The organism is Lutibacter sp., assembly GCF_041562875.1.
Taxonomy (GTDB): Bacteria; Bacteroidota; Bacteroidia; order Flavobacteriales; family Flavobacteriaceae; genus Lutibacter.
The window spans coordinates 17465-29688 of the sequence record NZ_JBFFOE010000032.1; the positions used below are offsets into that span (position 1 = coordinate 17465).

The following is a 12224-nucleotide window of genomic DNA, read 5'->3' on the forward strand; positions in this document are numbered from 1 at the left end:
TTTTGGTATGCATATTGTTAATATCAATTAAAAAATCCTAATTACTTTGAAAAAATATTATCTGCTTTTCTGTTTTTCCTATTTTATTCAATTTGGTTATTCACAATCTAATTTTACGGAACCTGACTATATTAAAACCATTGTTTTTAAATCTGCTGTTTTAAATACTTATGCGCCAATTATTAAACTTGGGGAAAGAATTAATCTTTCATTTGATGATTTAAATGCAAACGAAGAAGATTACACCTATAAAATTGAACATTGCAATATAAATTGGGAACCTTCAGATTTATCTGAATCTGAATTTATTAAAGGGTATGCTGAAGATAGAATTCGGAATTACGAAAATTCTTTTAATACGCTTCAGCCGTACACAAATTATACGTTAACAATTCCAAACGAAAATACCCAAATTAAAATTTCAGGAAATTATATATTGTCGATTTTAAATGAAGATAATGAAGTTGTTTTTAAGCGTCATTTTGTGGTTTATGAACCAAAAGTAACTGTTGGGGTTACCGTTTACAAAAGCAGAGATATTTCAACAATAAACACAAAACAATCGGTTGAATTTATTATTAACAATCCAAACTTTAGAATTAACAATCCCGATGAGGAAATAATTCCTGTAATTCTTCAAAACAACAATTGGCAAACAGCTATTAGCGGTTTAAAACCTCAGTTTTACAGAGGAACCCAATTACTTTATAAGTACAACAAAGAAACTAGTTTTTGGGGTGGAAATGAATTTTTATATTTTGATTCAAAAGACATTAGAAGTTCTACCCTAAATATTGCCAATGTTGAATTAGGAAACGAACTTTACAATACTTATTTATATACAAATGAAGAAAGAATAAACAAACCATATACCTTATTTCCTGATGTAAATGGTAATTTTATTGTGAGATCTATCCTTGGAAAAAATAGCAATACCGATGCCGATTATAGTTGGGTTTACTTTTCCTTAAAAACCACACAAAACCTTGAAGGTAAAGAGATTTACATTAGTGGAAATTTTAACAATTGGCAGTTAAATGAAACCAATAAACTCAATTACAATACAGAAACTGGTTTATATGAAGCCTCACTTCTTCTAAAACAAGGGTTTTACAATTATCAATACATGACTAAAACTGAAAATGGAGTGCTTAGCAATTATGATATTGATGGTTCATACTACCAAACAGAAAATGATTACACCGTTTTAGTGTATTATACTAAATTTGGAAGTAGATATACACAAGTTATTGGTGTTGGTTTTGGTAATTCCGAAAAAATTAACAACTAACCTATTAGATTTTTAGTATCTTTGAAATACTTAATACTTGGTAAATAGCTATGGTACAACAGGTAACAAATGGCATAAAAATTTCTGTAATTTCTAATTTTGAAACCACAAGTTATCGAAATTATAAACTATACTATGTTTTTAGTTATCAGGTTACTATTGAAAACCAGAGTAATGAAACTGTGCAACTTTTAGAGCGCCACTGGAAAATTTTTGATTCATTAAACAATGTTGAAATAGTTGAAGGTTCTGGAGTTATTGGCAAAAAACCAATTTTAAAACCAGGTCAAATTCACACCTATGCATCTAATTGTTTTTTAACTTCTCCTATTGGTGCTATGTCTGGTTTTTACAATATGGTAAATTTTGCAACCACAAAAATATTTAAAGTATACATTCCCACATTTCAATTAATAGTTCCTAATATTAGTAACTAAAAATAAATGAAATGAACTTTTATTAATTTTAACTCAAATGGGGAAATGTGTGTTCTCAGCAAGCACACAGCTAAAAAAAAGAATCTATGAAATTTAGCATTATAAAATTCAAACCAAGTCTTAAACCCACACGAATAGAAACTAAAGGGTTAGAATGTTTAAACTGTGGCCAACCATTAACAGGAAATGAAAATTTTTGCTCATTTTGTGGACAAAAAAATACCATAAAAAAATTAAGCTTTAGCTATTTTATAAGTAATTTATTTTCAGGTTTTTTTTCTTATGACTCTCGTTTTTGGACCACATTTATTCCTTTGTTAACAAAACCAGGGAAAGTTTCAAAAGAATATATTGAAGGTAAACGAGCTAGATTTGTAAACCCGTTTCAATTGTATTTAAATATCTCCATTATTTTCTTTCTATTATTAGGGTTAACTACCAACAACTTAAATGAAAATAAAAACGCTGTAAATAATGTTCTAACAGCAACACAAAACTTAGATTCAATCTCTCAAAAAGGAACAAAACAGCTAGATTCAATTTTAACAAATGCTAAAGAAGAAATCATAAAAGCAAACCCAAATGATTCAACAAAAACTAATGTCATTCTAAATTTAGGAAATCTCTTTAATATTTCTCAGTCTAAAACCAACCAAGAATATACATATAATATCAAAAATGATACAACTCAAAACATTGATATATTTAATAGAATAACAGATTTTTATCACTTTAATAATAAGTTTCCAACTTATAATAATAAACAAGCTTTGGATAGTTTGGGCTACAAAAAAACATTTTGGAATACATTTTACTACCAAGAAGTTATAAATATTACAAAGAATATAAAACAAATACAATCTGATGGTGGCAAAAGTTACTTTAAAAAACTCACCTCTTTTATCTCTATTTCTTTATTTATTTTTCTGCCCATTTTTACACTATTTTTAAAAGCAGTATATTTTAGAAGAAAGTTCACTTATATGGAGCATTTAGTTTTTGTATTTCACACTCAAACTGTATTCTTTTTGCTGTTTGTGATTTTTTACTTACTCAATTTATTTATTGAATTAGAATCTTATTCTTGGGTTTTGGTACTTTTGTTTTTACTTTATTTATACAAAGCGCTACGTAATTTTTATAAACAAGGAAGATTTAAAACAATACTAAAATTTATATTATTAAACAGCTTTTACCTGTTTTTAGGTATCATAGGATTTACCATTGTTTCTATACTTTCTTTTGCTGTTGATTAAAAAATTGATATTGTTTTTTCTTGATGAACTAAATCTTCATACAGCATTTCAATAGTGTTATTTTCTTTTTTTACGGAAGTAATACTTACGGTTTCTACATAAGAACGTTTCATAAAAACCGACTGCTCTTTATCTCCAATTTCTGAATGATGAAAATCTAAAATAGTTGAAGAAGTGAATTCATTTTCAGCTACCCAGTTTTGAAACCAAACTTTTCTCAATTCCTTTATTTCATTGGTATACAAAGTAGAAGAAGACCAAATTTTAGGTTCATTCTTCAGTTTTGTAAAATGCTTTTGATTTTCATCCCAAATTAATTCATATAAATTTAATTGGGTATTATTCCAATCAACAATTACCATGGTAAAAGGTTCTATTTCAGCTAAATTTAAATTTTCAATGTAATCTATAAAGTTCGTAGTCTGAAGTATTTCTTTTCCAATAATACCTCTACTTTTTTTGTAAGCATTTTTCTTATCATGCTTAATAAAAGCACCATTTAATATACATATTAATCTGTTTTTAGAACTTGTTCCTACCCAAGTACCTCCACCAGTTTTATCTTTCGGGAATAACATTTCAATACCATTTTCCTCATACTTTTTTGGTGAAAATGTTTCACGTAACCGTTGTTCATCTCTATTAGAAGTTAAAATAAAATTATTGTTAGGTAATGGCAAGAAAGTAACGGTACACATTCTATTAAAATTTGAATATTGAGTATTAGTTTATAACAAAAAAAGTAAATCCTATTTTGTAACTTTGCATGGCAAATTTAATCAGAAAAACCTTTAAAAAATAATATAATGGCTACAGGATTTTATAAAGTACCGAAAGCAGTTAACGAAGTTGTAAAGTCATACGCTCCGGGATCTCCAGAACGTAAAGCATTGTTAGATACGTACAAAAAAATGTACAATGAACAAGTTGACATTCCTTTTTATATTGGAGGAAAAGAATACAGAACAGGAAATACAGTTGATATTAATCCTCCACATGATCATAAACATTGTGTTGGGAAATACCACCTTGCTGAAAAAGAACATATTGAATTAGCTGTAAAAGCTGCTGCTGAAGCACGTGTAAAATGGGCTGCAACAAGTTGGGAACACAGAGCTGCAATTTTCTTAAAAGCTGCAGATTTATTAGCTGGACCATTCCGTTATAAAATGAATGCTGCAACTATGATTGCACAGTCTAAAAATGTAATGCAAGCAGAAATTGATGCAGCTTGTGAATTAATTGACTTTTTACGCTTTAATGTTCAGTTTATGACTGAAATTTATAACAACCAACCTATTTCTTCTCCTGGAATTTGGAACCGTATGGAATACCGTCCATTAGAAGGATTTGTATATGCTATTACTCCGTTTAACTTCACCGCAATTGCTGGTAATTTACCTGCCGCACCTGCTTTAATGGGGAATGTAATTATATGGAAACCTGCAAGATCTCAAGTATATTCAGCTCAAGTAATTATGGAATTATTTAAAGCTGCTGGTTTACCTGATGGTGTTATTAATATGGTAACTGGTAATTCAGGAACTATTACAGATGTTTTATTAAATAGTGCTGATTTTTCTGGAGTTCACTTTACAGGATCTACACCGGTATTTAACAGTTTCTGGGAAACTATTGGTAAAAACATGAATACTTATAAAACCTACCCAAGAATAGTTGGAGAAACTGGTGGGAAAGATTTTATTTGGGCACATCCTTCATCAAATGCACAAGAAGTTGCAACTGCAATTTCAAGAGGTGCTTTTGAATATCAAGGTCAAAAATGTTCAGCTGCTTCAAGAGCTTATTTACCTAAAAGTTTATGGCCAGCTATTAAAGAATCTGTTTTAAAAGATGTAAAATCGTTTAAAATGGGAACTCCTGAAGATACTTCAAACTTTATAAATGCTGTAATTGATGATAGAGCCTTCAAAAAACTTTCAGGTTGTATTGAAGAAGCTAAAAAAGATGCTGATGCAGAAATTATTGTTGGTGGTGGTTATAATGATTCAGTTGGGTACTTTATTGAGCCAACAATTATAGTAACAACAAACCCTCAATATAAAACAATGGTTAATGAGTTATTTGGACCAATTATGACCATTTACATATATGAAGACGAGCAATGGGAAGAAATATTGGATGTTGTTGATAAAACAGGTGAGTTCGCTTTAACGGGTGCAATTTTTAGCGGAGATCGTTACGTAATTGATATTGCAACTAACAAATTAGAAAATGCAGCTGGAAACTTCTATATTAATGACAAGCCAACTGGAGCAGTTGTTGGACAACAACCATTTGGTGGAGCAAGAGGTTCTGGAACAAATGACAAAGCTGGTTCTGTTTGGAATTTATTACGTTGGGTAAGCAACCGTACAATTAAAGAAACGTTTGTAACACCAACTGATTACAGATATCCATTCTTAGGAGAATAACCTTTTATATACATCATTAAAAAACTCGCCAATTGGCGAGTTTTTTTTATCTAATATTTAAAATTTTTTATCCTCCTGTTAATGTATCAGCCCCTGGTAATAAACCAACTAATTCTTGTGGATTATGAATAATTGTTGGCATATGTTGCGGACAGATATAAAATTCGCTTTCTTGATAATAGAATTTTGTTACAGGTGTTTCAACTGAAGATTTTTTACAAACTAAACATTCTTTAACGTTACTCATGATTTTACATTTTTGATTTAGGACAAAAATACCTTAAATTATTTAATAGGTTTGTGACATTAATCAGCTTATCTCTTTTTCAAAGGTATATGAACCACTTTTTTAGTTTCAAAAAATTCCTCATCAAAAAAATCTGTTAAATTGTATTGTGTTGCCTTAGGAAAATTCGCTAATTCTTCTGCTAAATCACCACCTTTTAAATATAAAATTCCATTTTTCAATTCGTGTCTTTGCTTTTTCGCAACTTTGGTTTTTACCCACTTAGAAAAATCATCCATATTGGTAACTGCTCTACTCACAATAAAATCGAACTCCCCTTTTACGTTTTCAGCCCTAATAGCTTCTGCTTTTACGTTTTCTAAACCAAGTGCAGTAGCAACTTCATTTACTACCTTAATTTTTTTTCCAATAGAGTCTACCAAATAAAAATTTGTTTCAGGAAACAATATAGCTAATGGAATACCTGGGAAACCGCCTCCAGTACCAACATCTAACACAGATGCTTTAGGTTGAAAAGGTTGTACTTTTGCAATTCCTAATGAATGTAATACATGATGAACATACAATTCATCAATATCTTTTCTTGAAATTACGTTAATTTGAGCATTCCACTCTTTGTATAAATCTTCTAATTTAGAAAATTGATTTATTTGAATTTCTGATAAATTAGAAAAATACTTTGTGATAAATTCCATTGGATAAATATTTGGATGGCAAAATTACGCTTTCCTAAATTAAACTCACAACTTTTAAAAAAATGTTATTTTTTTCATAAAATTTTTACTTGACAGTATAATTGGTGTAATTTTGGGGAGTATATTTGACATATATAATTTAATTTATGATTAATAAGGCAATACATTTTTCAAGGATTGACAAAGCTGCTTTTTTTAAAACGCTGAACAAAAGAGTCAATACTTATTTTAAAGAAAATAAAATTAAACGTACAGGTAATTGGAATTTATACTCCAAAGCTATTATTATGTTCGCTATTTTTTTAGTCCCTTTACTCTTAATATTAACTGTAAATATGCCACAATGGGCATTACTATTACTAACCGTTGTGATTGGAATTGGTATGGCGGGTGTTGGAATGAATGTGATGCACGATAGCAATCACGACTCTTTTTCAAGCAAAAAATGGGTAAACAAATTAATGGGAAGCAGTATTTACATTTTAGCAGGAAACGTATACAATTGGAAAGTGCAACACAATGTATTGCATCATACTTTTACCAATATTGAAGGATATGATGAAGATATTGATGCCGGAAGAATTATTCGCTTTTCAAAACATGCCAAATGGTTAAAAATTCATAAGTTTCAAAAGTATTATTCGTTTTTATTGTATGGGTTATTAACTATAAACTGGGCTATTACCACCGATTTTAAACAAATGCACAATTATTTAAAACGTAAACTTTCGTATGGGAAATTTCCAAACCCAACTACAGAGTGGACTGTTTTAATTATTACTAAATTAGTTTATTATTTTTTATGGATTGTTTTACCGCTACTTGTTTTAGATATTGCTTGGTGGAAGATTTTAATCGGTTTTTTTGTAATGCATTATACCGCAGGAATAATTTTAAGCGTTGTTTTTCAATTGGCTCATATCGTTCCTAAAACAGAAATGCCTTTACCTGATAAGGAAGGAAATTTAGAGCATACTTGGGCTGTTCATCAATTATTTACTACGTCTAATTTTGCACCAAAAAATAAGTTTGTATCCTGGTATACAGGAGGACTTAACCATCAGGTTGAACATCATATTTTTCCTCATATTTCACATGTTCATTATGGGAAAATTGCAAAAATTGTAAAAGAAACAGCTGCGGAATTTAATTTACCTTATAACGAATATAAAACCTTTAAAAAAGCACTAATTGAGCATTTTCATCAATTAAAAACATTAGGAACAAAACCTACTTACGTATAATTATATTTTATGACCAATCAACTATCCAACAGAATTAACAGTTTGCCAATTTCAGAAACTTTGGCAATGGCAGCTAAAGCAAGAGAATTAAAAGCGCAAGGAAAAGATATTATAAGTTTAAGCTTGGGAGAGCCCGATTTTAATACACCTGATTTTATTAAAGAAGCTGCCATACAAGCTATTCATGATAATTATAGTTCATATAGCCCTGTTGATGGTTATTTAGATTTAAAACAAGCTATTTGCAGAAAATTTAAACGCGATAACAATTTAGTATACCAGCCAAATCAAGTAATAGTTTCAACAGGTGCAAAACAATCTATTGCAAATGTAGCAATGGTTTTGTTAAACCCTGGAGATGAAGTGTTATTACCTGCACCATATTGGGTTAGTTATTCAGCAATTTCAATATTAGCAGAAGCAACTTATAAAGAAATTCCTTCAACAATTGAAACTGACTTTAAAATTACTCCTCAACAGTTAGAAGCTGCCATTACACCTAAAACAAAACTGATATTTTTTAACTCACCAAACAATCCAAGTGGTACTGTTTATAGTGAGGCAGAATATAGAGCTTTGGCAAAAGTGTTAGAAAAATATCCAAATATTTATATTCTTTCTGATGAAATTTATGAACATATTAATTATGGCGAACCTGTTTTTAGTTTTGCAGCTATTGAAAATATGTACGATAGAACAATTACAGTTAATGGTGTAGCAAAAGCATTTGCTATGACTGGTTGGAGAATAGGTTATATAGGCGCACCTGAATGGATTGCAAAAGCATGTAACAAGATGCAAGGACAAATAACTTCAGGAGCAAACAGTATTGCGCAACGTGCTACTATTGCTGCTTTAGATGCTCCAGTTTCAAAAATTCAATATATGGTTGATGAATTCAAAAAACGTAGAGATATGGTTTTAGAATTATTGGGTGCTATAGATGGTTTTAAATTAAATATACCACAAGGTGCATTTTATGTATTTCCAGATATATCAGCATTTTTTGGTAAAGAAATTAAAGGACATAAAATTGAAACAGCTGATAATTTTTCAATGTTTTTATTAGAAGAAGCAAATATTGCAACGGTAACCGGTGAAGCTTTTGGCGCTCCAAATTGCATTAGAATATCTTACGCTGCTTCTGAGGCTCAATTACGTGAGGCTATAAAAAGAATTGAAGAAGCTTTAAGTTAAAAGTATTTTTAATTATAAACTATACAAAAAGGTTTTTCAATAATTGAAAAACCTTTTTGTATTTAATACTTATTTTAAAAAAACAACACATTCATATAAATAGCAATTTTTAAAAATCACCATTCAAACCATTTACTAACAGCATCTTAAATTTTTATTTCTATACATAAATTTTATAAAAAGATATTTAATTTTAATTTATCTTTGTTAAGCTTAACAGTGAATGTTAAAGCATTTTAATTTATGCAATAAATTTATTTTGCGGATTTGAGTTTTTGAAAATTAAGAAGTCATATTCAAAAATTGCCTTTTAGAAAGGTTCAAATCATAGGTTAACTTCTACACAAATTTCACAATAGTATCTAAAACTATTTTGTGAAAAACAAACATCACATGTATTTATTTGCCATAAAATAGCAATCGATTTAAATCTGTATTTAAAAAAATAAGGATTTAGAAATCTATCGTATGTATTGTGCAATAAAATGCTGTGAACAAAAAAAATTAAGTTTACTAATTAAAAATTAAGAAAAATGAAAACAATGCTAATTCTTTTTGCAATGGTAACGCTAGCCTTTACAAATAAAACTGAAGATTTAACTGCTATCAAAGCAACATTTGATGGAGCTGAAGAAGAAATTTACTATTTTATTGATGAAGATGATAATGTATATTCTTTTGATAGCATAAATGAGAATGCTAGTGAAAAATACAATCTTACAGAAAAACAATATATAGGAAAAACATTTAATGTAACCTATAAAGTTGAAACTAAAACCAATGAATTAGAAGAAGAATACGAATCTTATATCATCGTTAAATTAGAGTTATTAAAATAAAAAAGAGACTGTCTAAAAAGTTTATAAAACCTGAACTTGTTATTTTAAACACCGTTAAAATAACAAGTTCTCTTACTTTTTAAACAGTCTTTATTTTAAATTAAAAATCGTAAATTCAGTTCTTAAAAAGCTGACAATCAATAATATTATTTAAATAAAATAGAAACTACCTATTAAAGGTACACTAAGTGGAAATAAATTCAAATTATAAAAAAAAAGAAGAAACAATTAAAAGAAACTATTTAGTTGTTTCAAAATGGGGTGAATCTCTAGATATTGCCTACTCAATTCTCTTAGAAGGGAATGCCGTAAAAATGTATATTGAAGATAAACCTTCAAAAGAAATTGGTTATGGTTTCATCAAAAAAGTTCAAGATTGGAGAAAACATGTAGAATGGGCAGATCTAATTATTTTTGATTATACGGGTTACGGAAAAATATGTGAGGAACTTAGAGCTTCTGGAAAACTAGTTTTTGGAGGTTGTGAGTATAGCGATCAATTAGAATTAGACAGAAATTTTGGGCAAGAAGAACTTAGAAAACACAAAATAAAAGTATTACCATTTAAGGAATTTTGCAATTTTGAAGAGGCTATTAGCTATGTAAAAGCGAAACCCGATGCTTATGTAATTAAACCTTGTGGAGAAATTCAAGATTTAAAACAATTGCTTTTTGTTGGAAGTGATGATGAGGGCTTAGACGTGATTCGTGTATTAAAAGCTTATGAAAAATCTTGGGGAAACAATTTTGGGAATTTTCAACTTCAAAGAAAAGTAAAAGGGGTTGAAGTCTCAGTTTCTGCATTTTTTAATGGAAAAGAATTTATACATCCCATCAATATTACTTTTGAACATAAAAAACTTTTTCCAAAAGAATTAGGTGTTTCAACAGGAGAAATGGGCAGTAGCATGTTTTGGGTGAAAGATTCTCCAATTTTTGATGCAACACTGAAAAAATTTGAAACTACATTGGCAAAAAATCATTTTATTGGACATATAGATCTTAACTGTATTGTAAATGGAAATGGTATTTATCCTTTAGAATTTACACCTCGGTTTGGATATCCACAAATATTTATTCAAAGAGCTGGTATTAATGAACCTATTGGCAATATGCTATACAAAATAGCCAACGGCCAAAAGTTTATGATTAATGTGAAAAAAGGATTTCAAGTAGGTGTGTTTATTGTTGTTCCTCCATTTCCTTATGAAGATAAAAAAAGTTTTAATTTGTTTTCTAAAGATTCAGTAGTCATTTTTAAAAAGGATTTAAAAGAAGGAATACACCCAATGCATTTAAAGAAAATAAATGATGAATGGCTTATTACAGGAAATACGGGTATTGCATTATTAGTAACTGGCACAGGAATCACAATGAAAGATGCTCAAAAAATGATGTATAACCGTGTTCATACCATTATTGTAAATAACAGTTATTATAGAACTGATATTGGTGATAGATGGTTTAACGAATCAGACAAGTTAATGTCTTGGGGTTTAATCTAAACTAAAAAAAATGACTTTAGACTTTATTAATTTAAACAAATCTCCAAAACAATTTTTTGATATATTACCTGCAGATTGGCAACGTATTATTGTTCCTGAATGGGATGCTTATAAAAAAACATCAGCAATTTATGTTTTAAAAGATGAACATGAGATAGTTGCTGGCGGCATTGTTTTTTCAAACAATCACCCTGAAATGTCTGATTTCGAAAAATCATTTCAATATTTATACCAAGAAGGTTATTTATATATTGGTTATCTATGGGTAATTCCTCAAAAAAGGAATCAACAATTAGCATCAAAATGGTTAGCTAAACTTAAAGAAGAAAATAAAAATCAAAAATATTGGCTCACTATTGAAGAAGAATCTCTTAGCTATTTTTATAAGAAAAATGGTTTTAAACTCTTAAAAGAAAGTACTAATTCAGCTTATAAAGAATGGTTGCTTACCTATAATCCTTAATAAAAAATCAACATTTATTACAATTATAAAATCACCTTTTCATTTTAGTATGAAAGGGTGATTTTGCTTTTGGTTTAAGTAAGTGTATGCTTCGTTTTATTTTCCTTATATAGTTTAACTTTATCTTTGTAATGAACATGTTTAACGCTTGAAATATTAAATTTAAATGTGTTGGTTTTTAGAAGAAATTAAAATACTGAAGAATCAACTTGCCCACAATAAGATGTTAATAAAAAATTGTTTAAAAGAATAGTTTTGATTTAATTAAACAATATGTTTGTAGTAGAAAAAACAAAAGTCCTAAAGCGACAACTTTAAGACTTTTAAATGTGGTAACGCTAAAAGAAGCGTCAGATTTATTTTACAGTACAAATCTACATGACTTCTTTTAGCCTACCAAAATTTTTAACATAAAAATTTAAGCATATACTTAATTATATGCACGGTAGCTAGTATGATTTAAATTTGGTTAAACACACCCACACTGCATATAGCAGTTTGAGAAGAAACCAAAAACGTGGTTTTTTTATTTACAACCTAAAGGTGTGCTCAAAAAACGAAGTGCTAAGAAAGACGTCTATAAAAGTCTTTCAACATCTTAAAATTTTAAAAAAA

At 28.9% G+C, this 12224-nt stretch carries 12 protein-coding genes; 9 read left to right on the forward strand and 3 right to left on the reverse strand.

The genetic code is table 11. From position 1 onward, the window contains the following. The first annotated feature begins 46 nt into the window (after positions 1-46). From ABY863_RS06500 to ABY863_RS06510, 3 genes are all read left to right on the forward strand, one after another. On the forward strand, positions 47-1291 hold the full coding sequence (locus ABY863_RS06500) for a DUF5103 domain-containing protein (protein WP_372793449.1): 1245 nt from the start codon (positions 47-49) through the stop codon (positions 1289-1291). Between the two features lie 50 nt (positions 1292-1341). Then, positions 1342-1728: a Co2+/Mg2+ efflux protein ApaG gene (gene apaG, locus ABY863_RS06505; RefSeq protein ID WP_372793450.1), complete on the forward strand. Its 387-nt coding sequence runs from the start codon at positions 1342-1344 to the stop codon at positions 1726-1728. Between the two features lie 86 nt (positions 1729-1814). After that, positions 1815-2984, forward strand: a complete 1170-nt coding sequence (locus ABY863_RS06510) for a DUF3667 domain-containing protein (protein WP_372793451.1) — start codon at positions 1815-1817, stop codon at positions 2982-2984. Here the strand turns inward: ABY863_RS06510 and ABY863_RS06515 are convergent. Continuing rightward, the gene (locus ABY863_RS06515; protein WP_372793452.1) at positions 2981-3682 is read right to left on the reverse strand and encodes an NRDE family protein; all 702 of its coding nucleotides are present in this window, start codon (positions 3680-3682) and stop codon (positions 2981-2983) included. The genes ABY863_RS06510 and ABY863_RS06515 overlap by 4 nt on opposite strands. Before the next feature lie 108 nt (positions 3683-3790). Here ABY863_RS06515 and pruA point away from each other — a divergent pair, with 108 nt between their 5' ends. After that, the gene (gene pruA / locus ABY863_RS06520; protein ID WP_372793453.1) at positions 3791-5419 is read left to right on the forward strand and encodes an L-glutamate gamma-semialdehyde dehydrogenase; all 1629 of its coding nucleotides are present in this window, start codon (positions 3791-3793) and stop codon (positions 5417-5419) included. Positions 5420-5486: 67 nt separating this feature from the next. On the opposite strand, the gene ABY863_RS06525 is transcribed toward pruA, so the two are convergent. Further along, positions 5487-5666: a hypothetical protein gene (locus ABY863_RS06525; RefSeq protein WP_372793454.1), complete on the reverse strand. Its 180-nt coding sequence runs from the start codon at positions 5664-5666 to the stop codon at positions 5487-5489. Positions 5667-5734: 68 nt separating this feature from the next. Beyond that, positions 5735-6361, reverse strand: coding sequence for a 16S rRNA (guanine(527)-N(7))-methyltransferase RsmG (gene rsmG / locus ABY863_RS06530; protein ID WP_372793455.1), 627 nt, complete (start codon positions 6359-6361; stop codon positions 5735-5737). 146 nt (positions 6362-6507) lie between these two features. On the opposite strand from rsmG, the gene ABY863_RS06535 reads away from it, so the two are divergent. From ABY863_RS06535 to ABY863_RS06555, 5 genes are all read left to right on the forward strand, one after another. Next, the gene (locus ABY863_RS06535) at positions 6508-7605 is read left to right on the forward strand and encodes a fatty acid desaturase (RefSeq protein ID WP_372793456.1); all 1098 of its coding nucleotides are present in this window, start codon (positions 6508-6510) and stop codon (positions 7603-7605) included. 9 nt (positions 7606-7614) lie between these two features. After that, complete coding sequence (locus ABY863_RS06540) at positions 7615-8802, forward strand: pyridoxal phosphate-dependent aminotransferase (protein ID WP_372793457.1); 1188 nt, start codon at positions 7615-7617, stop codon at positions 8800-8802. A 533-nt stretch (positions 8803-9335) separates the two neighbouring features. Continuing rightward, on the forward strand, positions 9336-9641 hold the full coding sequence (locus ABY863_RS06545) for a hypothetical protein (protein WP_372793458.1): 306 nt from the start codon (positions 9336-9338) through the stop codon (positions 9639-9641). A 188-nt stretch (positions 9642-9829) separates the two neighbouring features. Beyond that, positions 9830-11146 carry a phosphoribosylamine--glycine ligase gene (locus ABY863_RS06550; RefSeq protein WP_372793459.1) on the forward strand — a complete coding sequence of 439 codons (1317 nt, stop codon included), beginning with the start codon at positions 9830-9832 and terminating at the stop codon, positions 11144-11146. A gap of 10 nt (positions 11147-11156) precedes the next feature. Continuing rightward, a complete protein-coding gene (locus ABY863_RS06555; protein WP_372793460.1) occupies positions 11157-11609 on the forward strand; it encodes a GNAT family N-acetyltransferase in 453 nt (150 codons plus the stop codon). Positions 11610-12224 lie beyond the last annotated feature (615 nt).

Excerpts from the sequence above, each read along its gene's own strand:
- apaG (WP_372793450.1), top strand. The coding sequence starts at position 1,342 with ATGGTACAACAGGTAACAAATGGCATAAAAATTTCTGTAATTTCTAAT.
- ABY863_RS06510 (WP_372793451.1), top strand. The coding sequence starts at position 1,815 with ATGAAATTTAGCATTATAAAATTCAAACCAAGTCTTAAACCCACACGA.
- ABY863_RS06515 (WP_372793452.1), bottom strand. The coding sequence starts at position 3,682 with ATGTGTACCGTTACTTTCTTGCCATTACCTAACAATAATTTTATTTTA.
- pruA (WP_372793453.1), top strand. The coding sequence starts at position 3,791 with ATGGCTACAGGATTTTATAAAGTACCGAAAGCAGTTAACGAAGTTGTA.
- ABY863_RS06525 (WP_372793454.1), bottom strand. The coding sequence starts at position 5,666 with ATGAGTAACGTTAAAGAATGTTTAGTTTGTAAAAAATCTTCAGTTGAA.
- rsmG (WP_372793455.1), bottom strand. The coding sequence starts at position 6,361 with ATGGAATTTATCACAAAGTATTTTTCTAATTTATCAGAAATTCAAATA.
- ABY863_RS06535 (WP_372793456.1), top strand. The coding sequence starts at position 6,508 with ATGATTAATAAGGCAATACATTTTTCAAGGATTGACAAAGCTGCTTTT.
- ABY863_RS06540 (WP_372793457.1), top strand. The coding sequence starts at position 7,615 with ATGACCAATCAACTATCCAACAGAATTAACAGTTTGCCAATTTCAGAA.
- ABY863_RS06545 (WP_372793458.1), top strand. The coding sequence starts at position 9,336 with ATGAAAACAATGCTAATTCTTTTTGCAATGGTAACGCTAGCCTTTACA.
- ABY863_RS06555 (WP_372793460.1), top strand. The coding sequence starts at position 11,157 with ATGACTTTAGACTTTATTAATTTAAACAAATCTCCAAAACAATTTTTT.